The sequence below is a fragment of the Collimonas sp. genome (genome assembly GCF_039923675.1).
Lineage (GTDB): Bacteria > Pseudomonadota > Gammaproteobacteria > Burkholderiales > Burkholderiaceae_D > Collimonas.
Genome location: NZ_JBDTCG010000078.1, coordinates 37,549 through 61,615 on the forward strand (window position 1 = coordinate 37,549; position 24,067 = coordinate 61,615).

General features: G+C 58.1%; 22 protein-coding genes. 13 read left to right on the forward strand and 9 right to left on the reverse strand.

Annotation, left to right across the window (positions count from 1 at the left end):
- The first annotated feature begins 21 nt into the window (after window positions 1-21).
- From ABI171_RS16400 to ABI171_RS16410, 3 genes are all read left to right on the forward strand, one after another.
- A complete protein-coding gene (locus ABI171_RS16400) occupies window positions 22-1,818 on the forward strand; it encodes an ATP-binding protein (protein ID WP_348093598.1) in 1,797 nt (598 codons plus the stop codon).
- Window positions 1,818-3,170, forward strand: coding sequence for a sigma-54 dependent transcriptional regulator (locus ABI171_RS16405; RefSeq protein WP_348093599.1), 1,353 nt, complete (start codon window positions 1,818-1,820; stop codon window positions 3,168-3,170). Before ABI171_RS16400 ends, ABI171_RS16405 begins: the two co-directional genes overlap by 1 nt.
- Before the next feature lie 213 nt (window positions 3,171-3,383).
- Window positions 3,384-4,526 carry an acyltransferase gene (locus ABI171_RS16410; protein WP_348093600.1) on the forward strand — a complete coding sequence of 381 codons (1,143 nt, stop codon included), beginning with the start codon at window positions 3,384-3,386 and terminating at the stop codon, window positions 4,524-4,526.
- 15 nt (window positions 4,527-4,541) lie between these two features.
- On the opposite strand, the gene ABI171_RS16415 is transcribed toward ABI171_RS16410, so the two are convergent.
- Both ABI171_RS16415 and ABI171_RS16420 read right to left on the reverse strand, forming a co-directional pair.
- Window positions 4,542-5,831: a TCR/Tet family MFS transporter gene (locus ABI171_RS16415; RefSeq protein ID WP_348093601.1), complete on the reverse strand. Its 1,290-nt coding sequence runs from the start codon at window positions 5,829-5,831 to the stop codon at window positions 4,542-4,544.
- Window positions 5,832-5,970: 139 nt separating this feature from the next.
- Window positions 5,971-6,525: a hypothetical protein gene (locus tag ABI171_RS16420; protein WP_348093602.1), complete on the reverse strand. Its 555-nt coding sequence runs from the start codon at window positions 6,523-6,525 to the stop codon at window positions 5,971-5,973.
- 391 nt (window positions 6,526-6,916) lie between these two features.
- On the opposite strand from ABI171_RS16420, the gene ABI171_RS16425 reads away from it, so the two are divergent.
- The 8 genes from ABI171_RS16425 (at window position 6,917) to ABI171_RS16460 (ending at window position 16,953) form a co-directional block, all read left to right on the forward strand.
- Window positions 6,917-7,942 (forward strand): hypothetical protein, encoded by a 1,026-nt coding sequence (locus ABI171_RS16425; RefSeq protein ID WP_348093603.1) that lies wholly within the window; start codon window positions 6,917-6,919, stop codon window positions 7,940-7,942.
- Window positions 7,943-8,239: 297 nt separating this feature from the next.
- A complete protein-coding gene (locus ABI171_RS16430; RefSeq protein ID WP_348093604.1) occupies window positions 8,240-9,364 on the forward strand; it encodes a heavy metal-binding domain-containing protein in 1,125 nt (374 codons plus the stop codon).
- A gap of 126 nt (window positions 9,365-9,490) precedes the next feature.
- On the forward strand, window positions 9,491-11,455 hold the full coding sequence (locus ABI171_RS16435; RefSeq protein ID WP_348093605.1) for an SPFH domain-containing protein: 1,965 nt from the start codon (window positions 9,491-9,493) through the stop codon (window positions 11,453-11,455).
- Between the two features lie 173 nt (window positions 11,456-11,628).
- Entirely contained in the window at window positions 11,629-12,294 is a 666-nt protein-coding gene (locus tag ABI171_RS16440; RefSeq protein WP_348093606.1) for a TetR/AcrR family transcriptional regulator, read from the forward strand.
- 13 nt (window positions 12,295-12,307) lie between these two features.
- The gene (locus tag ABI171_RS16445) at window positions 12,308-13,297 is read left to right on the forward strand and encodes an HlyD family efflux transporter periplasmic adaptor subunit (protein WP_348093607.1); all 990 of its coding nucleotides are present in this window, start codon (window positions 12,308-12,310) and stop codon (window positions 13,295-13,297) included.
- Window positions 13,294-14,295 (forward strand): ABC transporter ATP-binding protein, encoded by a 1,002-nt coding sequence (locus ABI171_RS16450; RefSeq protein ID WP_348093608.1) that lies wholly within the window; start codon window positions 13,294-13,296, stop codon window positions 14,293-14,295. Before ABI171_RS16445 ends, ABI171_RS16450 begins: the two co-directional genes overlap by 4 nt.
- Window positions 14,292-15,434, forward strand: a complete 1,143-nt coding sequence (locus ABI171_RS16455) for an ABC transporter permease (RefSeq protein ID WP_348093609.1) — start codon at window positions 14,292-14,294, stop codon at window positions 15,432-15,434. Before ABI171_RS16450 ends, ABI171_RS16455 begins: the two co-directional genes overlap by 4 nt.
- Window positions 15,435-15,444: 10 nt before the next feature.
- Window positions 15,445-16,953: an efflux transporter outer membrane subunit gene (locus ABI171_RS16460; RefSeq protein WP_348093610.1), complete on the forward strand. Its 1,509-nt coding sequence runs from the start codon at window positions 15,445-15,447 to the stop codon at window positions 16,951-16,953.
- 17 nt (window positions 16,954-16,970) lie between these two features.
- Here ABI171_RS16460 and ABI171_RS16465 read toward each other — a convergent pair whose 3' ends face one another.
- The 5 genes from ABI171_RS16465 to ABI171_RS16485 form a co-directional block, all read right to left on the reverse strand.
- A complete protein-coding gene (locus tag ABI171_RS16465; RefSeq protein ID WP_348093611.1) occupies window positions 16,971-17,441 on the reverse strand; it encodes a DUF2269 domain-containing protein in 471 nt (156 codons plus the stop codon).
- A complete protein-coding gene (locus ABI171_RS16470; protein WP_348093612.1) occupies window positions 17,438-17,839 on the reverse strand; it encodes a DoxX-like family protein in 402 nt (133 codons plus the stop codon). The genes ABI171_RS16465 and ABI171_RS16470 overlap by 4 nt, the downstream gene beginning before the upstream one ends.
- The gene (locus tag ABI171_RS16475; RefSeq protein WP_348093613.1) at window positions 17,803-18,909 is read right to left on the reverse strand and encodes a saccharopine dehydrogenase NADP-binding domain-containing protein; all 1,107 of its coding nucleotides are present in this window, start codon (window positions 18,907-18,909) and stop codon (window positions 17,803-17,805) included. The genes ABI171_RS16470 and ABI171_RS16475 overlap by 37 nt, the downstream gene beginning before the upstream one ends.
- 75 nt (window positions 18,910-18,984) lie before the next feature.
- Window positions 18,985-19,509: a hypothetical protein gene (locus ABI171_RS16480; RefSeq protein WP_348093614.1), complete on the reverse strand. Its 525-nt coding sequence runs from the start codon at window positions 19,507-19,509 to the stop codon at window positions 18,985-18,987.
- A gap of 98 nt (window positions 19,510-19,607) precedes the next feature.
- Window positions 19,608-20,027: a hypothetical protein gene (locus tag ABI171_RS16485; RefSeq protein ID WP_348093615.1), complete on the reverse strand. Its 420-nt coding sequence runs from the start codon at window positions 20,025-20,027 to the stop codon at window positions 19,608-19,610.
- 154 nt (window positions 20,028-20,181) lie between these two features.
- Between ABI171_RS16485 and ABI171_RS16490 the strand changes: the two genes are divergently transcribed.
- Window positions 20,182-21,426, forward strand: coding sequence for an ABC transporter substrate-binding protein (locus tag ABI171_RS16490; protein WP_348093616.1), 1,245 nt, complete (start codon window positions 20,182-20,184; stop codon window positions 21,424-21,426).
- A gap of 39 nt (window positions 21,427-21,465) precedes the next feature.
- Here the strand turns inward: ABI171_RS16490 and ABI171_RS16495 are convergent, their stop codons facing one another.
- Both ABI171_RS16495 and ABI171_RS16500 read right to left on the reverse strand, forming a co-directional pair.
- Entirely contained in the window at window positions 21,466-22,005 is a 540-nt protein-coding gene (locus ABI171_RS16495; RefSeq protein WP_348093617.1) for a hypothetical protein, read from the reverse strand.
- Window positions 22,006-22,167: 162 nt separating this feature from the next.
- Window positions 22,168-23,091 (reverse strand): LysR family transcriptional regulator, encoded by a 924-nt coding sequence (locus tag ABI171_RS16500; protein WP_348093618.1) that lies wholly within the window; start codon window positions 23,089-23,091, stop codon window positions 22,168-22,170.
- A gap of 92 nt (window positions 23,092-23,183) precedes the next feature.
- Here ABI171_RS16500 and ABI171_RS16505 point away from each other — a divergent pair, with 92 nt between their 5' ends.
- Window positions 23,184-24,062, forward strand: a complete 879-nt coding sequence (locus ABI171_RS16505; RefSeq protein ID WP_348093619.1) for an alpha/beta hydrolase — start codon at window positions 23,184-23,186, stop codon at window positions 24,060-24,062.
- Window positions 24,063-24,067: the final 5 nt, after the last annotated feature.

Sequence of the window (24,067 nt, forward strand, 5' to 3'; positions counted from 1 at the left end):
AAGACGCCGCCAGATGCCGTCATGAAACTGAGAAAACCGTGGTTGCTGCTGGCGCCGGCGATCGTTCTTTCGATCGCCGTAGTGGCGGCTACCTACGTGCTGGCGGCCAGGAAGGCGGGCAACGATATCAGTGAAGCCAGCGAGCGGCAGTTGCAAATCGTCGCGCTGGATCTGGAATCGGTACTGCAAAAATTCGAAACCTTGCCGTTTGCGTTGGGCTTTCAGTCGGATGTGCTGCAGGCGCTGGCGCAGCCTGGCGACCAGCGGAATATCCAGCGCCTCAATCTGGTGTTACAGCTGATACAGCGGCAGTCCAAGGTGGTGGCGATCTACATGCTGGACCGCAAAGGCATGACGCTGGCCTCCAGCAATTGGGATACCGCGACCAGTTTCGTCGGCAGGGATTTCGGTTTTCGCCCCTATTTCAGCGCGGCGATCGATGGCAACCCCGGGCGTTTCTATGGCATCGGCAACGCCACCAACGTGCCCGGTTATTTCATCGCCCAGCCGATCTATGCCAACGCCGCCGAATACGGCGGCAAGGCTGCGCTGGGTGTGATGGTGGTCAAGATCGACCTGACGGAATTCGAGCACACCTGGAGCAGCAGCGAAGACCCGATTGCACTGACCGACAGCCGCGGCGTGGTGTTCCTGAGCAATCGGCCGGCGTGGAAATATCACAGCATGTCTCCCCTGAACGGCATGGTGCAGCAGGATCTCACAGGCACCCATCAATATGCCGACCAGACGATCACGCCGGTGGCCTCATTGCCGAAGCCACAGAGGGCCGGGTTCGGCCAACATGTTTCACGCCAGGTAGGGCGGCTCGGCTGGCAACTGATGGTATTCCCGTCGCAAGCAAGAATCTCCCGCATCGCCATGTTATGGAGCCTGGCCGCGGTGCTGTTGCTGGCGCTCGCGGCACTCGCCTTGTGGGCGGCTTACCAGCGGCGCCGACGCTTGGAAGAGCGGCTCACATCGGCGGAATATCTGGATCGCACGATTGCCCAGAGAACCCAGGAACTGATGGTGGCGAACCATACGCTGGAAGTGAAGTATGCCAAGCTGAAGGAAACCGAGCACCTGTTGCGATCGACCCAGAACAAGCTGATCCAGGCCGGCAAGCTGGCGATGCTGGGCCAGATGGCGGCAGGCATCGCGCATGAGCTGAACCAGCCGCTGGCGGCGATCCGGGCGTTTGCCGACAACGCTATTACTTTCCTGTCGCGCGAGCAGCGCGACAAGGCCACCGAAAACCTGGGCCATATCAGTAATGCCAGCGCCCGCATGGGCAAGATCGTCGGCCAGCTCAACGGATTTTCCAGGAAAAGCCATGAAGCGGTGGCAGTCATCGATTTGTCGAAATCGATAGAAGCCTCGGCCTTATTATTGAACAACGAATTCCAGACGCACGGCGCCAGCCTGAGTATCGATATCCGCGATGCCGCTCAGGTGGTGGGCGATTCGGTGCGCACCGAGCAGGTGCTGATCAATCTGTTGCGCAATGCGTTGGACGCGGTGGATAATGCCGAACAAAAAAATGTCTCGCTGGTGCTGGAACAGGAAGTAGGTGAAGCAGTGATCCGCATCCGCGATTCGGGACCGGGCATTCCGGCGCAGGTCGCTTTGCATCTGTTCGAGCCGTTTTTCACCACCAAGCCTTCCGGCAAGGGACTCGGCCTGGGCCTTGCGATTTCCTCCTCCATCGTGCAAGCGATGAACGGCCGGCTGACGGCGAATAATCACAGCGATGGCGGCGCCGAGTTCGTGTTGCGCATACCATTGCTGGAATCGATAGAAAAAGCGCTTGAATCCTGATGGAGAAGACGGTGGCGACGCTGGAAGCAGTATTGATTGAAGATGAACAGTCGGTGCGCGAGGCGATCAGCCAGACGCTGGAACTTGGCGGTTTTGCCGTGCATGCTTGCGACAGCGTGGAACAGGCGCAACCCTGGCTGACATCAGGTTTTGCCGGCGTCATCGTTACCGACGTGCGTTTGCCCGGCCGCTCCGGACTGGAATTGTTGGCGCAGGTAGTGATGCTGGATCCGGACTTGCCGGTCATCGTGGTGACCGGCCATGGCGATGTCAGCATGGCGGTGGATGCGATGCGCGCCGGCGCCTACGATTTTATCGAAAAGCCGTTTGGCGCCGAGCGCTTGCTGGAAACCGCGCACCGGGCCCAGGAAAAGCGCAGTCTGATCCTGGAAAACCGTCGCCTCAAGGCGGCTTGGATCGCTCATCCTGACATGCCCAGCCTGATCGGCCAGTCGGCGCCGATCGAAAGGGTCAGGACCATGATCCGCAGCGTCGGCCCGACCATGGTCGATATCCTGATCAATGGCCAGACCGGCAGCGGCAAGGAAGTGGTGGCGCGCCAGTTACATCTGGCCAGCGGCCGCAAAGGGCCGTTCGTGGCGATCAATTGCGGCGCCTTGCCGGAAGCCGTGTTTGAAAGCGAGATATTCGGCCACGAAGCAGGGGCGTTTACCAGCGCCCAGAAACGCCGTATCGGCAAGCTGGAATACGCCAAGGGCGGCACGGTTTTCCTGGATGAAATCGAAACCATGCCGCTGGCCTTGCAAGTGAAATTATTGCGGGTGCTGCAAGAGCGCAAGCTGGAGCGGCTGGGCGGCAATGAAGCGATTGCCATCGACTGCCGCATCATTGCAGCCAGCAAGGCCAACCTGCTGCAGATGAGCGCGCAAGGCAGTTTTCGCGAAGACCTGTATTACCGCATCGGCGTCGTCAGCATCGACCTGCCGCGACTAAATGAACGGCGCGAAGATATTCCCCTGCTGCTGGCGCACTTTATCCAAGGGGCGGCGATTCGTTATCAGCGACCGTTGCCGCAATGGAGCCTGGCGCAAATGGCGCAATGGCAAACCCGCGACTGGCCCGGCAATGTGCGCGAATTGCGCAATTTTGCCGATCGCCTGGTGTTGGGCGTGGCGGAAGGCGTTGCCGATCTGGTTCAGGAGGAGATCGGGGATTTGCCGCAAGGCCTGTCTCTGCCGCAACAAATGGATGTCTACGAACGCCTGCTGATTGCGGAAATGCTCAATGCCAGCAACGGCAATGTTGCTACTGCAGCAGACCGCCTTGGTTTGCCCAAGAAAACCCTGTACGACAAAATCAAGAAATACCAGCTGGCCGTTGGCAAGGCATGATGCGGCTGGGTTTGGTGAGCCTTGGACCATGCCATACGGATGCAAACCAGTGCTCCATGAAATGAAAGTCTATAACGTTTGATTGCATCGCTTTTGCGCAGGTTATAGGTGGTTTGCTGCGGTTCACATTCCTAATTGTTACAAAACGATATTCCACTGGACAAGCGCGTCTGGATGTTTATCATTGGCATCTTTTTTAACATGGATGTGACAATGAGCGCTTCATCGCAGCTGCCAAGCTCATCTTGCGCACCAGATCGCAATACCAATTTTCAATTCGGCTTTATCGACCTGTTAAAGGTGGTTGCCGCCCAGTTGATCGTTTTGCATCACCTGGCGTTCTACGGCCCGATGGCCGATTACGTGCGCCCGCTGGCGCCGGCCTTGATCGACTGGCTGGATACCTATGCCCGCATTGCGGTGCAGGTGTTCCTGGTGGTTGGCGGTTTCCTTGCCGCCAAGTCGTTGTCGCCGCAGGGGAATTCCGGCATTGCCGATCCGATGCGCGTCTTGTGGCGGCGCTATATGAAGCTGGTGCCGCCGTTTCTGATCGCGACCGGATTGGGTGTCGGCGCTTCGGCCTGGGCCGCCATGTGGATGGACCATTATTCGATATCCGCCATGCCGTCGGCACTGCAACTGGCTGCGCACGCGCTGTTGCTGCATACCGTGCTGGGCTACGAATCGATTTCGGCCGGCGCCTGGTATGTCGCCATCGATTTCCAGTTGTATGCCTTGCTGACCATGCTGCTGTGGTTTACCGGCAGCATCGCCAGCCGCCGCTCGGCGCCTTGGCTGGCGCCGGTATTGGTGGTGATCGGCGTCACCACATCGCTGCTGTATTTCAACCGGGATGCAGCCTGGGATGCCTGGGCCCCTTACTTCTTCGGCAGTTACGGCCTCGGCATCATCGCCTGGTGGGCGCGCGACCTGAGCCGTCGTCCCGCAGTGGTGGCGCTGTTGCTGGTGGCGATTCTGCTGCCGGCGCTGTGCGCGCTGGCGATCGATTTCCGTAGCCGCATCGCGCTGGCGCTGGTTGTCGCTTGCGCCCTGGTGCTGGTGAGCCGGCGCGGCGTGCCGATGTCGCGCCAGCGGCTGTCGTGGATTCGCGCCTTCGGCCGAATTTCCTATTCGATTTTCCTGGTCCACTTTCCAGTGTGCCTGGTCATCAATGCCGCCTTCACGCGCTTTGTGCCGCCGCAGCCGCTGTACCAGGCTGCCGGCATGCTGCTGGCATGGGCTGCCAGCCTGGCGGCCGGCGCCCTGTTTTACCGCTGGGTGGAGATCCCGCTGAGCCGGCTTTCCGCGCGGGCATCTGGCCGGGATATGGCTTTGCCTATCGCCGTCACTGCCTGAGCAGGGCGGCCGGTTTTATCCTACGTCCTCAGTTTCAGGTCGGCCGGCAAGGACAGGCGTTTCTGCCGGTGACTGGCGTTGCCGCCGGAAGTGCAGAAACGCCAGCACCAGCGACGCTAACTGCAGCGCCGCGCAAAAATAGAATGGTGCACCGATGCGCCAGTCGCCTTTCGGCAAATTCGATACCGCACCTAGCAAAGGCGCGCCGATCATGGGCGCAACCACCGCCATCAGACTGTTGAGCGAACTGACTGCGCCCAAGGTCTGTCCCTGGTTATGCGAATCGGCCGCGCCGGAAATGATGCTCTGGATCGCAGCGTTGACCGTGGGGCCGAAGATGTTGCCGAAAATGATGGCGTACATCATCCAGCCCTGGTTCGCCGCACCCCACAGCAGGTAAGCGGCAGTCGACGACAGCAGGCCGATGATCGCCAGCCGCTGCGGGCTGAAGCGCTTGAGTAGCGGACCCAGCAATACTCCTTGCACCAGCACCGACATGATGCCGACCGCTGCCAGCGACTGGCCGTTTTGCAGCGGGCCCCAGTCAAACTTGAACGTGGTGTACAGCACCCAGGTGGTGAACAGCATGAATTGCGCAAGGCCGCTGCAGGCAATGACTCCCACCAAAGGGCCGACCGTCTTCAGGCGCGACAGTGCTTGCAGCGATGACAACGGATTGGCGGATTTCCAGCTGAAGGCGCGCCGCCGCTCCATGGGCAGCGATTCGGGCAGGACAAAATAACCGTAAGTCAGGTTGATCAGCGCCAGGCTGCCGGCCACAATGAACGGCAGGCGCAAATTGACCGCACCCAGCAATCCGCCCATTACCGGCCCGATGATAAAGCCGACGCCAAACATTGCGCCGATCATGCCGAAGCGTTTGGCGCGCTGCTCCGGCGGCGTAATATCAGCAACATAGGCGTTGCACACCGCGGCATTGGCTTGCATGGCGCCGCCGACCAGGCGCACCACGATCAGAATCCACAGCGCGGTCGAAAAAGCGGTGGCGAAAAAATTCAGCGCCAGGCCGCAAAACCCCAGCAATAATACCGGCCGCCGGCCATATTTATCGGACAGTGCGCCGAGGATCGGCGCGCCGAAGAAATTTGCCAGGCCAAAGGAAAACGCCACGGCGCCATACCAGAACGCCTGGTCGGCTTGCGAGCCGGTAAATTTGCCGACCAGCGCAGGTAATACCGGCACAATCAGTCCGATCGAAATCATGTCGATCAACACCGTCAGCATGATGAAGGGCATGGCGGCGGCGCGGGCCTTGTGCTGCGTCGTGGTGCTGGAATTGGTCACGCTTTGCTACTCCGGTAGGTAGTTTCATGGTGTGGTGGCATACAGGGATCACCTATTGCCACCCGTCATCATATCCAAAACACCATCACCGTGTGATGACAATGTGTTTACATCAGCGCGAATTCACCATTGCATGGCATCAGGGGTTTTTTGCCTCGGCATCCATGTGTTGTTGCGTCACCGGACCGATGCTGAAATGTTCCGCCGCCGCCGGCAACTGCTGTTCGGTAAACGTCGACCAGTTGATCTTGTCGTACAGCGCCCGCGTCATCACCAGCGCATAGGCGGCCACCGGCGTGTTGTCCGCCGGGGTAATGGTTTGCAAAAAGCCGCAGCGGTCGATTTCGGGATGGTCCTTGAAGGTGCTCTGAATCAATTTCGGCTGCAATTTCAAGCCTATCGCTGAAGCGGTAGTCCACGCATGCGTGCGGATGTGGGCGACGTCGACATTTTTCCGCACCATGCCACTGCGTTGGAGATCGGCGGTTTTTGCGATCATGGTTTCAAGATCGATATTGGAGGCAACCAGGCAGTCCTGCGGCGTGGCTTTGGTCAGGATCGAGTAACCCTGCTCGGTGAATGGGGTAGTCACATCGACAGGCGTCGCCGCCGGGGTGGCGCTTGCAGCCGAAGCGGATGTTGCAAAGCTGAACGACGCAGCGGCTGCGATGGCGATGATAAGGGAATTACGCATGAGAGCCTTGGATCCGTTTGACAGCCTTTGAGTATATTACGGCCCGCCGGCAAGTGCGTAGCTCCGCATTCTGACTTCGCTATTGACGTTGAAAATCGATTCCCTATTGGTACTCGTTGCGACTGCGCAACGCAACTGTCAATTCTTGCATTATGTACATTTGGTAACATTTTTTTATTATCAACCAGTCATGTTGCTGTGTAGTATCCAGCTTCAGTCGTGTCGAGAAGGTAATACAAAGGCTTAAGCGGGGAGTGCTATTGAGACGCCGGTTGATTTTGCCGGATTGGCGCCAGCAGAAAAAGAGCAACTTGTTACCGAGCTGTCTGTATCAATCCTATTGATGCCCCTGTAGTTCAATTTGTCAAAATTTAAATTGCAAAGGTTATTCATGAAGATAGTTCCATGTGCCGTGACCGTGTTGACTCTCGCGCTGGCAGGTTGTGGTGGAGGTGGCGGCAGCTCTTCCAACACCCCGGTCACGCCAGCGTTAAGCGATGCGCAAAAAAACTTTGAAAGTATGGGGCTTGCTGCAAATGGCGGGTTACATGAACTGGATGGATACTTAAGCATTTCCAGCTCATCGACCGGTGCGCTGACGGTGAATCCGGGTAGCTATTTTTTCACTTACGACTACAGTATTCCTCTTACAGCGGCGAATCAAACGCAGCCGATGACGCTGACTTACTCGACAGCGTCTACACTGTCATTACCTACATTTGGTCCCGCGCCTAGATATCTGATTAACTCAGCCGTCTATTCGGGCGCGGTGCCGGTGCAAGATAGCGTTAGCTACACTGGTGGCAACGTCCGGACCGATCATTACGCGGCTGACGGCAAAACTGTCATTAACTCTACGATTGAAATCAGTTCAACGGTCGTGGGATTGACAGGATTGATCAAAAACTCACCGGCCGAACTCTTCACCAATAGTTACCTTGGCCTCATTACTAACACCCTCAACGGCGCATCGCTATACAACCAGCAGGCTAGCTGGCAAGCCGGCTCGACATATCTCAAGTCGGTCAAGCAAAGTGTCGGCGATCGTCTTTATGTCTCCGACTGTGTGCTTCCCGTAACTACCGGGCCGAATCTGACGCCTTGTTCCACTACCATTTCTGCGTTAGAAAATTTCTTCCCGCATGTGAGCGCAGACGCATTGACCTATCAGTTGGGCGATGGCCAGATAGTTACACTGGGAGGTGTGCGAGCCTGGGTCGCGAATGCGCCACTGAAGGCATCCGCTACGACTGAATACCGCGTGTATTATCAAAACAATGGCGTCATTTATCGCGGTACCCTGATAAAAGACGGAACGCAGCTTCAAGTGCAATCGATTGGCGGCGTGGTGCAAAATTTCACTCTTTATATGAACAGTGCTGCTATGCAGTCGATCAAGTCTGCAGTCATTTTCTAAAACTTATCGCACTAGCGGCGAATGGCTTCTTTGTGACGCTATTCGCCAGCGCAATATCAGACTGGAACAGATTTATCTCGATACCGCAAAAAAACCAAGAAATACCACCCCTGAATATCAGTAATTCACGCCACCATGCCTGAAGAAACCCTCGAATCGCAACCCTCCGAAATCAGTAGCAGCCTTCCAGATTAAGGTTCAGAATCAATTCGTCTCCGGTGCATATTCCCTGGTTATCCAGGGCGAACCGTTGGACATTTGATTAGACATTCATTGTCGATAAAAAAAGGAAGGCGTATGGCTAAAGTCACGGGTTTATCCGGAAATGAAATCTTCTGCCTGGCGTTAAAAAATTATTCTGCGGGCGAGATCGTAGTAGGCAACAGCGTCAATTCGATGGGCTTTCTGGGCGGGATTGGTACCGGTCTGAAGAACATGCTGGGTGGCGAAATCACCCAGGTCACTGCGGCGATTCACGAAGGCCGCGCCAATGCCTTCGAGCGCATGAGCAAGGAAGCCAAACAAGAAGGTGCGTCGGGCGTGGCGGGCGTTTCCAGTGAGCTGAGATCGTTCAGTGGCAGCACCGAGTTCCTGTTTGTGGGCTCCTGCGTGCATGCAAATGGCGTTTCCGGCCGCTTCTTCACCACCGCAGGCGATGCGCAGGAACTGTACTGTCATATGGATGCCGGCTATGAACCGATCCAGCATGCGTTCGGCAATATCGCGTATTCGATGGGCGTCGGCGGCGGCATCATGGGCTCGCTGAAGACCCTGGTGCGTGGCGAGATCGCCGAGTACAGCAATATCTTCAACGCCACCCGCCACAAGGCGCTTGAACGTCTGGTCGCTCAAGCCAAGGCAGATGGCGCCAATGCGGTGGTTGGCATCCGCACCACCATCCTGCCATGGATGGGTACGCACGAGATGCTGATGGCCGGCACGGCTTCGCGGCATAACGCGCTGCCATCCAGCGCCGACAGCAATCCGGTCACCAGCGATCTCACCGGCGAAGAACTGTGGGCCATGACCAGCCTTGGCTATGCGCCGGTCAAATTGCTGATGTCGACCTCGATCTATTCGCTGGGCGTGGTCGGCGGCTTCATGGCGGCATTCAAATCCTTCACCAAGGGCGAAATCAGCGACCTGACGACATTGATCCATGATGCCCGCGAAATAGCGATCGACCGCTTGAAAAATGAAGCCGATGCATTGGGCGCGGAAGAGGTGGTCGGGGTCAAGACTTACATTGCTGAAATCGGCAGTGGCCTGGTGGAGTTCATGGCGATCGGCACCGCCGTCAAGAAAATGTCCGGCTTTTCGGTCAAGACCGCAGCATTGCCGGCGCAGGCCATCATTCGCGACAAGGATACCTGGATCGACGGCGATTTCGGCTTTTCACTGGATCGCGGCGCCAATTCCTGACGGGCCTGGTCTCGGATCGTCATCAAAAAATCCCACTTTTGCTATGACATTTCTGACTGGAAGATCGTCGGCACGCGTTCGGCGATAGGGAAAGCGTAGCACTCAAAAAATAAAAGAAAGAATTCTATGTTTAATCTGTTTTCAAGCCTGGGCTGGTTTCCCTCGGTGGTCATTATCCTGGTGGCGGCTGCCATTCTGATTGCAATATTTTTTTCGGTATCCGGCATCATCCGTTACATCCCGAACGACAGGATCGGCGTCGTTGAAAAATTGTGGAGCTCGAGCGGGTCGGTGAAAGCCGGTTTGCTGGCCTTGCACGGCGAGGCTGGCCTGCAACCCGACCTGCGCCGCGGCGGCTTTCATTTCTTTGCGCCGTTCCAGTTCCGGGTACATATCCATCCGATGGTGTCTGTCACGCAGGGCCGTATCGGCTATGTCTTTGCGCGCGACGGCATCGACCTGCCGGCCGGGCAGACGCTGGCTGACAACGCCAAGGTAGAAGATTTCCGCGACGTCCGTTCATTCCTCGAGGGCGGCGGCCAGAAAGGGCCACAACGCAAGATCCTGCGTGAAGGTACGCACATCATCAATCCCGCCTTGTTTGTGGTGATGACCGAAGAAGCGACTTACTCGTTGTCGCTGGATGCCCAGGAGAAGGCTTACTACGAGCAGATGCGCGGCGTGCTCGATGAGCGCAGCGGCTTTACGCCGGTGGTGCTGAAGGAAGTGGCCGGCACCCATGATTCGGACCAACTGGCGATCGTGACCGTGCAGGACGGGCCTGGCTTGCCGAAGGACGAGTTGCTGGCGCCGGATGTCGGCGATACCCACAACTCATTCCAGGAGCCGGAGAAATTCCTCGCAGCCGGTGGCTTGCGTGGTCGTCAGGAACGGGTGCTGGTGGAAGGAACTTATTACATCAACCGCCTGTTTGCCACGGTTGAACTGATCAGGAAGACCATCATTCCGGTCGGCTATGTCGGCGTGGTGGTTTCCTATACCGGCCGCAAGGGTTCCGATTTGTCGGGCAAGGAATACAGCCATGGCGAGTTGGTGGAAAGCGGTTGCCGCGGCGTCTGGCGCGATCCTTTGATGCCGGGGAAGTATGCGTTTAACACCTATGCCGGCAAAATCGAGCTGGTGCCGACCACCAATTTCGTGCTGATGTGGAAATCCGGCGAGAGCGGTTCCAGTTTCGACAGCAATCTGCGTGAAATCACGCTGATCACCAAGGACGCGTTTGAACCGCAGTTGCCGTTGTCGGTGGTGGTGCATATCGATTACCGCAAGGCGCCGATGGTGGTGCAGCGCTTCGGCAATGTGGCGCAACTGGTGGAACAAACGCTCGATCCGATGGTGTCGTCTTATTTCAAGAATGTGTCACAGACCAAGACCTTCATCGAGCTGATCCAGTCGCGCAGCGAATTGCAAAGCAATGCGTCGGCCGACATGAAGGAACGCTTCCAGGCTTATTCGCTTGAATTCCAGGAAGTCTTGATCGGCACGCCGAAACCGCAGCCGGGCGATACCAAGATCGAAAACATCATGGCGCAGCTGCGTGACCGCCAGATTGCGCGGGAACAGGTAGAAACCTTCGCGCAAAAGCAGATCGCAGCCGATAAAGAGCGCGAACTCAACGAAGCCGAGCAGCGCGCCGCCAAGCAGAAAGAACTGACCGGTTCGCTGGTGGATATCTCGATCAAGGAAAACCAGGGTTCGGCCAATGTCAAAGCGGCTGAAAAGAAACGCCAGGAGATCGAAGCGCTGGCCCATGCGGAGAAATTCAAGCAGGAAATGGAAGGTTCCGGCCGTGCATCCGCGATCAGATCGGTGGGTGAGGCCGAGGCCTCTGCGATCAAGGCAAAATCCGAAGCGATGCAAGGAGAGGGCGCCGATAAACAGTTGATGCAAACCGTGATGCTGCGTCTGGCTGAAGCGTTTGAAACCTCCAAGGTGCCGCTGGTGCCGCAGATCCAGATCGGTGGCGGCGGTGACACCAATGCGTTCAATACCTTGTTGTCGCTGATGGGATCGCTGAAAGCAGGAGAGCTGGCGCAATCGCTGAAGCATGACGAGACGCCAAAGACGTAAATCATCTGTTTTTAAATGGGTTTGTTTGACCGCTAAAAACCCATGTCCACGGAAAACACAGAAGGCACGGAAAATCCAGGTTGGTTTCCGTGCCTTCCGTGGGCAACGCTTTTGCTCTTAGCGTTACACATGCATCCTTGTAATTAATTAATTCGTTGATTAATATTTGATGCATGACTACGCCAAAGGCAACCCGTGGTCGCCCCTTGGCGTCCGATCAGGATACGCGTGAAAAACTGCTTGATACCGCCACCTTGTTGTTCTCTTCACAAGGCATCGCCGCCACGACCGTCGCGGCGGTTGCGCGCCAGGCGGGCGTTACCGCCGCCATGGTGCATTACTACTTCAAGAACCGTGATCAACTGATCGAAGCGGTAGTCGATGAGCGGGTGAGCTTGTTCATCCACAGCATCTGGGATCCGATTACCGGCGATGAGCCGCCGCAGCAAATGATCCTGGGCATCGTCGACAGGATGATCAGCAGCACCGAGAAAATGCCATGGATGCCGGCTTTGTGGGTGCGCGAAGTTTTGAGCGACGGCGGCCAATTGCGCGAACGCATGGTGCAACGGGTGCCGCTGGACAAGGTGGCTTTATTCGCCGAGAGCATTGCGCGCGGCCAGCAGGCGGGTCACATCAATCCGGCGCTGGAGCCGAATCTGATTTTTATCTCGGTCATCGGCTTGACCATGCTACCGCTGGCGATGGCGCGCACGTTGAGGGACAAACCTTTGCTACCCATCATGAAAAAAGTAGCGTTGATGGATAAAAGCATTCTGGCGCGGCATATCAAGTCGCTGCTGATACACGGCTTGGCTTCGACCCATGCCGACGAATAAAGCGGAGACTTTCATGCAATCCAGCCTGGCCGACCATCTCAAGCAATTTTCCCGATCCGTCTTTGTGATTGCCGCGACTTGTTGCTATCTCGGCTTGGCCGGCTGTACGCCTGCCAACGATAATGACTGGCAAGGCTATGTCGAAGGCGAATATGTGTATGTGGCGTCGTCGCAGGCTGGCCGGCTGGACCGCCTGTCGGTAGCGCGCGGCCAGCAAGCCGTAGTCGGTGCGCCGCTGTTCATGCTGGAAGCAGGCGACGAAACCGCTGCCAGGAATCAGGCCCAGCGCCAGTTGAAGGCTGCCGAAGCGCAGCTAGCCGACATCCAGAGCGGCAAGCGGCCGCAAGAACAAGACGTGACGCGGGCGCAATTGATCCAGGCCCAAGCCGGCGCCGGCAAAGCCGTGCTGCAGTTGCACCGCGATGAAACCCAATTCCAGGCCGGCGGTATCGCCAAACAGCAGCTCGACGATTCCCGCGCCGCGGCTGACACCGCGAACGCCCAGGTCAGGCAATGGCAAAGCCAGCTGACCGTCGACCGTTTGCCTAATCGCGATGCCCAGGTGCGAGGGCAACAGGCACAGGTCGCGGCAGCGCAGGCGGTGCTGGATCAAGCTGACTGGAAGCTCGGTCAAAAGACCATAACCGCAACCCGCGCCGGGCTGGTGTTCGACACCATGTACCGTGAAGGCGAATGGGTGGCCGCAGGCAATCCGGTGCTGCGCATGCTCCCGCCGGAGAATCTCAAGATCCGTTTCTTCGTTCCGGAAACCACGCTCGGAAGGCTCCGGGTAAACCAGGCGGTGACGCTCAGTTGCGATGGCTGCCAGGCTAACGTGGCGGCGCACATTTCCTACATTTCGACCGAATCCGAATATAACCCGCCGATCATTTACAGTAACCAGTCGCGCGCCAAGCTGGTGTACATGATAGAAGCACGCCCGGCGGCGGCCGATGCGCTCAAGTTGCACCCGGGTCAGCCGGTTGAAGTGAAACTGCCATGAGCGCCGCCGGCAGCAATCTCGCCAGTGGAGCAGGCAAGATCAATGGCGACCTGGTGGTCGATGTCGACCGTATCAACAAACATTTCGGTAGCAAGCATGTGGTGAAGGACCTGTCGCTACAAGTCCGGCGCGGTGAAATCTTTGGTTTCCTGGGGCCGAACGGCAGCGGCAAGACTACATCGATTCGCATGATGTGCGGCTTGCTGACGCCGGATTCGGGTCACGGCACTTGCATGGGCTACGATATTATCAAACAGAGTATGGAGATCAAACGCCGGGTCGGCTACATGACGCAGCGGTTTTCGTACTGGGATGATCTCAGCATCCGCGAAAACCTGGATTTCGTGGCGCGCATCTACGGTATGAAAAACCGCAAGGAGGCTGTCGACCAAAGCCTGGAGAAACTTGGCCTGAGCAGCCGCGCCAAGCAACTGGCCGGTTCCTTGTCTGGCGGCTGGAAGCAACGGCTGGCGCTGGCCGCCAGCATGTTGCACAAGCCCGAGCTGCTGTTGCTGGATGAACCCACCGCAGGCGTCGATCCGGCTGCGCGCCGCGATTTCTGGGAGGAACTGCATCGGCTGGCGGCGGAAGGCATCAGCGTCCTGGTCAGCACGCATTACATGGATGAAGCTGAACGCTGTCACAAGCTGGCCTATATCGCTTACGGCGAACTGCTGGTGCAGGGCACCGCAGCCGAAGTGGTCGCAGGGCAGGGACTGACTACCTGGGCCATCTACAATAGCCGCAACAGCGACATCCGTGACAACAAACTGGTCGGACTGTCGCAACAATTGCATGACCAGCCCGGCGTCGACCAGCTGGTGGTATTCGGCACCTCCTTGCACGTGTGCGGCAAGGACGCCGTCTCGCTCGAGCAAACCTTGCGCCGCATCACCGAGGGCCAGGGTTTGCGCATGGAGCGTATCGACACCAGCCTGGAAGACGTTTTCATCTACATGATGAAAAAATCCGCCGATAATTTTGGAGACCAGGCATGAGCGGTTTCGCAGGTTTTTCATTTGCCAGGTGGTGGAGCATCGTGCTCAAGGAATTCCTGCAACTGATGCGCGACCGCGTCACCGTGCGCATGATCACCGTGATACCGATCATGCAGATGTTGTTGTTCGGCTTCGCCATCAACAGCGATCCCAAACATATGCCGACCGCTATCATCGCCGCCGATCACAGCGAATTCACGCGCACCTTCATCGCCGCCATGAAGGTTTCCGATTACTTCGACATCGTCGCCGAACTGCCGAATGAAGCGGCGGCGCGCACCGCGCTGGCGCAAGGCAAAGTATTGTTCGTCCTGAATATCCCCGCCACCTTTACCCGTGATTTGCTGCGCGGCGCCAGGCCCGCGCTGCTGGTCGAGGCCGATGCCACCGATCCCACCGCCACCGGCATGGCGCTGGCTGCCTTGCCGCAACTGGTGCAATCAGTGGCCGACAAGGACTTGAAAGGCGCGCTGGCCAAATTCAGCGGCGGTGCGCCGGCCTTCGAGGTCCAGGTGCAGCGCCTGTACAACCCGGAAGGCGTGACCCAGTACAACGTCGTACCCGGCCTGATGGGCGTGATCCTGTCGATGACCATGGTGATGATGACCGGCCTCTCGATGACTCGCGAACGCGAGCGCGGCACCATGGAAAACCTGCTGGCGACGCCGGTCTCGCCGATCGAAGTCATGAGCGGCAAGATCATGCCGTATATCGCGATCGGCCTGATCCAGGCCAGCATCATCCTGCTCGGCGCGCGTTTCATGTTTCATGTGCCGTTCGCCGGCAGCGTGGCGGCGATCTATCTGGCGGCGCTATTGTTTATTGCCGCCAGCCTGACGGTCGGCATCACCTTGTCGTCGATTGCGCAAAACCAGTTGCAGGCGATGCAGCTGACCATGTTCTATTTTCTGCCGAACATCCTGCTGTCGGGTTTCATGTTCCCGTTCCAGGGTATGCCGAAGTGGGCGCAATTCATCGGCAACCTGCTGCCGTTGACCTATTTCAACCGCCTGATACGCGGCATCCTGCTCAAAGGTAACGGCTGGGTCGACCTCTGGCCGAATGTCTGGCCGTTGATGTTGTTCACGGTGATCGTGATGGGCATTGCACTACGTTTCTATCGTCGTACGCTGGATTGAAGGAAATTCCATGAAACCAGGAGCTATGGCCGCCCACATGTGGCGCGTTGCGATCCCAGCTTTGTACTTAGGCCTTGGCGGCCTGCTAGGCGGTTGTGCGGTCGGGCCTGACTTCAAGGCGCCGGCGGCGCCGGCCGTGCAGCAATACACCGCAACCGGACAGCCGCAAAGCACCGTTGCCAGCATCGGCGTGGGCGGCGTAGCCCAGCATTTCGATGCCACCATGGATATTCCCGCACAATGGTGGACCTTGTTTCATTCCGTCCAGCTGGATGCGCTGGTACGCACCGCGCTGGCCAACAGTCCGCTGATTGCGCAGGCAAAAGCCACGCTGCGCCAGGCCAGCGAAACCTTGAACGGTGAGACCGGCGCCAAGCGCTATCCGCAAGTCGACCTGCAGTTGGGTGGTACACGCCAGCAAATCGATACCACGGCGCTTGGCATTCCGAATGTGCCGCAAGCCGGACCATTCAACCTGTATAACGCGTCGCTCAGCGTTTCCTACACCATCGACGCTTTCGGAGCCAACACCCGCATGCTGGAAGGCTCGCAGGCGCAAGTGCAATACCAGGCCGAGGAATTGCAGGCGGTGCGCCTGACGCTGGCCGGCAACGTCGTGACGGCGGCGATCAGGCAGGCAGCATTGCAGGCACAGATCAACAGCACGCAGCAGATGCTGCGACTGCAGCGCCAGCAACTGGTCATTATGGCGCAGCGCCTGGCCGCCGGCGGCATTGCCGAACTGGACTTGAAGAACCAGCGGACATTGGTGGCGCAAAGCGAGGCAGCGCTGCCGTCGTTGCAACAGCAACTGGCGCAGGTCACGCATCAGCTTGCCGTCTATCTCGGCAAGCCGCCCGGCGAGGCCGCAATCCAGCCGCTGGATTTGAACCAGCTGACATTACCCGAGCAATTGCCGCTGAGCTTGCCATCCGCCTTGGCCCGCCAGCGCCCCGACATCCGGGCGGCGGAAGCCACGCTGCACCAGGCTAGCGCGCAGGTAGGCGTAGCTACCGCCGGACTCTATCCGCAACTCACCTTGTCCGGCAGCGCCGGCGTGGAGCAGACGCATATTTCCGATATCGCCAATAGCATCAACGTCTGGAGTCTCGGCCTGAAACTGATGCAGCCGCTGTTCCATGGCGGTGAGCTGCGCGCAAAAAAGCGCTCGGCCGTGGCCGCCTACGATGCAGCAACTGCCGGCTATCAGCAGACCGTATTGCAGGCCTTGCAACAGGTGGCGGATAGTTTGCGGGCATTGGAGAACGATGCGTTGGCCTTGCAGGCAAGAACGCAAGCCGCGGAGAGTGCTCAAAGCAGCTTGGCGATCACGCAGAAACAATATCAGGCCGGCGGCGTCAGCCATCTGAGTCTGCTGGATGCCCAGCGCCAGAGCATGCAAAACGATCTTGACCGCACTGTGGCCCAGGCCGCGCGGTATAGCGATACCGCGGCGTTGTTGCAAGCGCTGGGAGGTGGATGGTGGAATGCTACGGAGCCGGACGCAGTGTCGCGGTGATTGCTGCCGCCGGCGGCTTATCTGATGGGTTTGAAGACCATCAGCCAGTAAATCCCCAGCATGGCGATAAATGCCGGATAGCCGAGCCATTCCCAATAGCGAGCGAATTGCCAGTATTGCAGGGGAAGAGGCGCATTGCTTTGAACAGACGCGGCCGCTATTCTCGCCATGTTTATCTGCAGCCATACCACTGGCAGCCAGCACGCGCCTGCCAGGACATACAGGCCAAAAGTCCATAGCAGCCAGTATTGCGTGAGCGGTGCGCCGGCCAGGGTTAGCATGGCATAACCTGTCAGCGGCTGGATGACAATTGCGGGCGTGGTGAACCACAGATCTGCGCGTACCACCAGCCGTACCACTGCAGCAATCGCCGCCGGGTTACGGGTGCGGTTGACGAAGTAGAGATAAAAGGCGCTGCCAAAGCCGGTGCCGACCAATACGACGCTTGACAGGATATGCAGCCATTTCAGCAAGAGATAGGGATTCATGGCGCTTGTTTTTCATATTTGTAGAGTAGCCAAAGCATCAGCAGTAGCGGCAGATTTTTAAGAATCGGGCCGAAAGGATGCCGCAGGTATTCAGGAAGCCAGACGGAAATAATGACCGTGTAGACAAGGATCAGGCAGGCTTGTATGGTCCACAGCAGCTTTCCATGCCAGAACAGCGTCAGCAGACCGAGTAGGATATCCAGCCCCGCGGCCAGATAGAGCGCGGCAAGAGCAATGGCGCCAGACAGTCCGACCGGCGTCAGGAGATTCAAACTGCTTTGCTGGTTGCAGATGCTGAGCACGCCTGTCACCAGCCAGACAATCGCAAGCACCAGGCGCATCAAACGCAGGTCGGACGATTTCATGTTTCCTCGATAATCTCGGTCAGCATGTTCCATTTTGCAAATTCAGGCGCAAAGTCGGACAAATTCAGTTGCCCGATGCTGTTGTAGGCGCCAGCCTCAGTCAGCGTATTCTTGGCCAGGCGCCGAGTCAGCAGAATCGCCGCCATGCAGGGAATTTCCGGGCCGTGATCATCGTCGGCCGCAATATGCCAGGCCTGGCGAACCGGCCTGCCGTCGGCATCAGTGCCCGCAATGCGGACCACCATGCCGCCCAGTGCCGAGCCGAGAAAATCCAGGCATTTTGCCGTGCTGTTCAACAATCCTGCAAATCGTTCAGGATGGCTGATAACGCCCGCCCTGCGCAGCCACGCCATGGCTGCCAGCGCACGCTGGCTTAAGCCGATTTCCAGCGCGGCGCGAAACATGACGGAGCGAACGCCTTTGTAATGCAGCGGAAATAGTTCCAAGTCTGGAATGTCGCACAAGGCACCGATACGTGGCCGCAGGCGGGAAAAATGGATACGGGCCAGATCAGCCCAGCCGTGGCGGGTGACCCATGTTCCGTCTTGCCAGACCTGGATCGGCTCCCCGCAATAATCGAGCACCGCCGCCAGTGTCGCTATGCCGCGCGGTGCGGTCTGTGCCGGAGCGATGCAAATGTCTACCGAATCTATGCTTTTCCAGTGTTCAGACAGTTGGGTCACAACCGCAGAAGACAGGGCTGGCACTGTGCTGGCGCCGGTAACGGCGATACGCCCGGTTTGGCGGAATGCAGCGTCCAAGGCCTGCGGGAAGTCGCAGACGAATCTACGGCCATCCGCCAGATCGATGTAGTGTGCATTGGCCGCGGCGACTGCCAAAGGAACAGAATAGCCCTGTTGCTGAAACGGCCCCGCTGTATGAATCACGAGTTGGGCGTCTATGCCGCGCAAGACTTGCGTCAAATCCGACTGGGAGACGTCGAGGCGGATGGAACTGGCGCGGCCTCCGAGTTCTGCCGCGAATTGCGCCGCCCGCTTTGCATCGCGGCCGGCAATCACTAGTTCAATGCCGGGGGATTGTGCCAGTGCACGGCAGATGCGTGCGCCAAAATTTCCATAACCACCCAACACGACTGTCTTCAATCCGATTCCCTCAAGCTATATTTGTCGAGATCGATTATAAAGCCGGTGCGATCTAATTTGTCGCTGCAGTGGTGTTTAAGCATCGAGCAGAGCTGCCGATATCCGATAGCGCAGCATAAAAGCTTCATCAGGCAGCAGGCGCAACATGCGATGCGCCAGCGGGTGGTTTTCCGGCGGGATTGCCACCCGGCCGAGATCAAAAGGGCCGGCGAGCGGTTCAACTCCCAGGGCAAAGTGGCGGCCATTCCAAGGCGCGTGATGGCGGCCGCCGTTGCTGATCCACAGCATGGCGTCGGGTAGCAGGCGGCGATCCCAGTCGAGGCTGACTCTGACGCCCTCGCGTAAATAATCGAGGTGGACCGGACCGCGGCAATTCACCGCCTGCACTAATTCTTCCGTGGCAAGCGGTAGCGGTAGCAACGACAGATCAATCGTGCCTTCCGCAGTAGGCATTGCATGCAGGCCACTACTACTGCTGTTGGGGCGCAACAGTGACACACCCGGCTCCGGCCAGGTCGGATAAGTCAGCAACTGTTCTATCTCTCCGAGCGAGACGCGTAAGCCATGCGGCTGCTCCGGCATGCGGAATGTGGGGTGCACGGCAAGCGGCAGTACGGTTTCGCGGCGAACCTGAATGTGCAGCGACAGATTCACCGCCGGCGCCACGGGGTCGCCTTGGATTTCACGTTCGATCCGGGCTATCGGCGAATTCTCCGGATAGTCGATAGACAGCGCCAGATAGCCCGGCGATGCCCGGCGATGCCTGGCGATGCCTGGCTCAGCTGCCAGTCATGATGGGCGGCGAAACCGTGGCCAAACAGGTCATCCGGGATCTGCGCCTTCCAGTCAGGAGGCAGGTGCAAAGGCGCTTCGGCGCAGCCAAACGGTACGCACGGCCATTCTCCGCGCAGGCCCGCCAGCAAACCTTTCAACTCGGTCGCCGGGTTCTCGGATAGCCAGGGAGCCTGGTGCATCGGCTGGAATTTGCGGCCGTCCGCGAGATGAAAATCGATAGGCCCGAGCATGCCGCCTAAAGCGCGGACTTCGGCGTTGCCATGGGCCCAGTCGAGACGCCAGCTTTGGCCGTGCGAGTGGTATTCCGGGTTTTTTATGGTCATGGCCTGGGCTTTGTTTAGTGTGTTTAGTTGAGTCGTTCCGGTTTGTTTAATGTGTTTAGTTGGCGATAAAATTTTGTCATTCATTTTATTGAAAAAATAATTTTACTGCTATACATTGAACGCAATCCAGTCGCTCGGAACAAAGGAAACGGCAATGAAATTCAAAACTGCAATCAGTGTAATCGGCGTGGCTACTTTTCTTGGCGGCGCCTATCCGGCATATGCTGCGACCAGCGTCGAAGTCTTGCACTGGTGGACTTCCGGCAGCGAAGCGAAATCAATCGGTATCCTCAAGCAGATGATGGAAAAACAGGGCTACCAATGGAAGGACATTGCGGTAGCCGGCGGCAATGGCGACAATGCGATCACCGCGCTCAAGAGCCGGGTGGTGGCGGGCAATCCGCCCACCGCCGCGCAGATCAAGGGGCCTACCTTGCAAGACCTGGCGGCGGAAGGCATGCTGGCCAATATCGACGCTGCGGCAAAAGACTGGGACCAGCTGTTGCCCAACGAAATATCCGGCATCGTGAAATACAAAGGACATTATGTCGCGGTGCCGTTCAACGACCATCGCGACAACTGGTTGTGGATCAATGCCGAGGCGCTGAAGAAAATCCATGCGCAGCCGCCGGCTACCTGGAAAGAATTCTTCGATGTCGCCGACAAACTGAAAGCCGCCGGCTACATCCCGATCGCCCATGGCGGCCAGCCGTGGCAAGAAGCGACCATTTTTGAAGATGTGGTGTTGAGCAAGGGCGCCGATTTTTATCGGAAAGCGCTGGTGCAGCTCGATCCGGCAGCCTTGAACTCGCCAGCCATGGTGGACGTGTTTGTCACGCTGCGCAAGATCAGCAGCTATTTCGACAAGGCGTCGCCGGGCCGCGACTGGAACCTGGCGACGGCGATGGTCATCAATGGCAAGGCCGGCATGCAGTTCATGGGCGACTGGGCGAAGGGCGAATTCACCAACGCCGGCAAGCAGTCGGGCAAGGATTACCTGTGCGTGCCGGCGCCGGGCACCGCCAAGGGGTTTATCTTTAACGTTGACTCGTTTGCCATGTTCAAGCAAAACAATCCCGTGGCCGAAAAAGCACAGCTGGCGCTGGCCGCCACGGTGATGAGCCCGGAATTCCAGGAAGCCTTCAACCTCAACAAAGGCTCGATTCCGGTGCGGAAAGGCATTTCACGCGACAAGTTCGATGCTTGCGCACAGCGGTCCATGGACGATCTGGCGGTGGCCGAAAAGAATAACGGTTTCGTCCCTTCGCTTGCGAGCAACATGGCGCAGCCGAGTTCCACTACAGGCGCCATGATCGACGTCATCACGCAATTCATGAATTCGACCCAAGATCCGAAGAAGGCGGCTGAATTACTGGCCAAGGCTGCCAAGGTCAATTGATCAAACCGGCAGAAAGCAGGCGCTGGTCAGTGTGACAGATCAGGTGATTTTCCTGCCGAGGTAGGCAAGCACCGCGCTCAAGTCAGCGAGATTGGGCGCGCCATCTGTCGCTGTCTGCGCAGAGCACCACGGATAGGGAAGGGACGAGGCCCACGCCATGACGCCGCCGAGGTCGTGCGGCGGCAGCGCTTGCATGGCTTCGATCGTGATGGCGAGACGTTCAACCAGATGCGATTCCGCCTCAAAGATCCAGTGATAGCTGCCGCAGCCGACTCTTACCGCGCGGCTTTCCTTTTCCGACATGACCACCAGCCAGTCGCAGACGAACTCCGGTTCCTGGTTTTTCGGCGGCACCGACAGGCAAAAAGTATAGATATTTTCGTAAGTCTGGCCGAAACGGCGCACCAGTACCTCGGTAATGCTATCGCGTCCTTGCGAGGCTGGCGGAAAGGCGATGTTGCCGGTATTGACCACTATGGCCAGCGTTGCATCCTCGGCAAAAGCATGCGACATCAAATGCGGACGATTGCCGTCCTTGGCTTGTATGTAGGCCAGGATTGAATTGGATGGTGTACGCATGCAGGATACCTCGTGAGTTCGGATGAAGCAGATCAGGTTCCGGCTATTATCTCTCAATAAGAATTCTATCTGTCAGACGGGCACGGTGCTTACCCGGGCTCACTCGGCAACTCGTTTTACAAAACAACCTCAAACCCGGGCGCAGCCAACGGTTGGACGTGGCTACCAGCCATGCTGCGGCTCTTTAGCCTGGGAAAGATGCGACTTGAAGCGTTCCGCGATGAAGTCGACAAAGGCAGTGACCTTCGCCGACAAGTTCAGGCGTTCAGGATAGACCGCAAAGATATCGGACGAAGGCAGCGTCCAGTCGGCCAACACCTGGCGCAACCGCCCTGATCGCAGATATGGTGCAGTGTCCCATTCCGAGCGCATCAATATGCCATGACCCGCGAGCGCCCAGTCCAGCACTGTTTCGCCATCATTGCTGCTGAGGGCGCCGCGCACCTTGACGGTTTCCTGCCGCTTGCCGCGACTTAAATGCCAGCTGCCGTAAGCGGCGTCGTTTTCTCTCAGGACGATGCAGGCATGGGATTGCAGATCGCGCGGCGTCGCCGGCTCGGGATGCTGGTTCAGATAGGTCGGCGCTGCGCACAACAGTCTTTTGTTGGCAGCGATCTTGCGCGCAATGATGCGCGCATCGGGCAGCTCGCCGATGCGGATGCCGATATCGAAAGCCTGATCGGCAAGATTCAATGGCCGCTCCGATAACAGTAGTTGGACCTCCACTTCTGGGAAACGCTTGCTGAAATCCGATACGGCCGGGCCGATATGCTTGCGGCCGAAGCCGAAACTGGCGTTGATCCGCAGCAGGCCCTTGGGCACCGCCCGGCTTCTGCCGATGGTGCGTTCCAGCGCCTCGATGTCGGCCAGGATCCGGGCGCCGTCGGCAAGGTAGATTTCGCCTTCATGCGTCACGCTCATGGTGCGAGTGGTGCGATTCAACAGCCGCACGCCCAGGCGGTGCTCCAGGCTGGCCAGTCTTTTGGTGACCGCCGGCGGCGTGACGCCGAGTTCGCGCGCCATTGCCGCGAGGCTGCCGGCCTTTACCACCATGGCAAAAAACGCCAGGTCAGAGGGAGTATTCATTATTAGATTAAAAGAACTAATAGAGTGAATATTAATGAATTATAAAGCGGATAGCCAGTTATACAATCTCTTTAAATAAAGGAGGGTCAACGATGTTTCCAGGATTCGAACATGGCACGGCCGAGGTTAACGGCATACAGATCAAGTACATCCGCGGCGGTAGCGGTCCTGCCTTGCTGTTGCTGCACGGGCATCCGCAAACGCACGTGATATGGCACAAGGTGGCCGAGCGGCTGGCCAGCCGGTTTACTGTCATCGCTGCCGACCTGCGCGGCTACGGCGATAGCGCCAAGCCGGCCGGCCTGCCGGATCACAGCAATTACTCCAAACGCAGCATGGGGCAGGATCAAGTAGAGCTGATGGCGCAGCTGGGCCATCCGCAATTCCTGCTGATGGGGCATGACCGCGGCGGCCGCGTGGCGTATCGCATGGCGCTCGATCATCCTGATGCGATCAGCAAGCTGGTATTGCTGGATATCGCGCCGACGCTGGCCATGTATGAGCAAACCAGCATGGAATTTGCCATCGCCTATTACCACTGGTTTTTCCTGATCCGGCCGGCGCCATTCCCGGAACTGTTGATCGGTTCGCATCCGGAGGAATACCTGAAGCACACCATCGGCGGCCGCAGCGCGGGGCTGGCACCGTTCACGCCGGAAGCTTATGCGGAATATCTGCGTTGCCTGCGCGATCCGGCGACGATCCATGGCATCTGCGAGGATTATCGCGCCAGTGCCGGCATCGACCTTGAGCATGAACGCCAGGATCTGGCAGCCGGCAACAAGATCCAATGTGAAACGCTGGTCTTGTGGGGCGCCAATGGCGTCATCGAGAAGTGTTTCGATCCGATGCAGGAATGGCCGCGACTGGTGCGGCGTTTAAGCGGCAAGGCGCTGGCCTGCGGCCACTACATTCCGGAAGAAGCGCCTGATGCGCTGCTGGCTGAAGTCCTGCCATTCTTTATCGCCTGAACCTG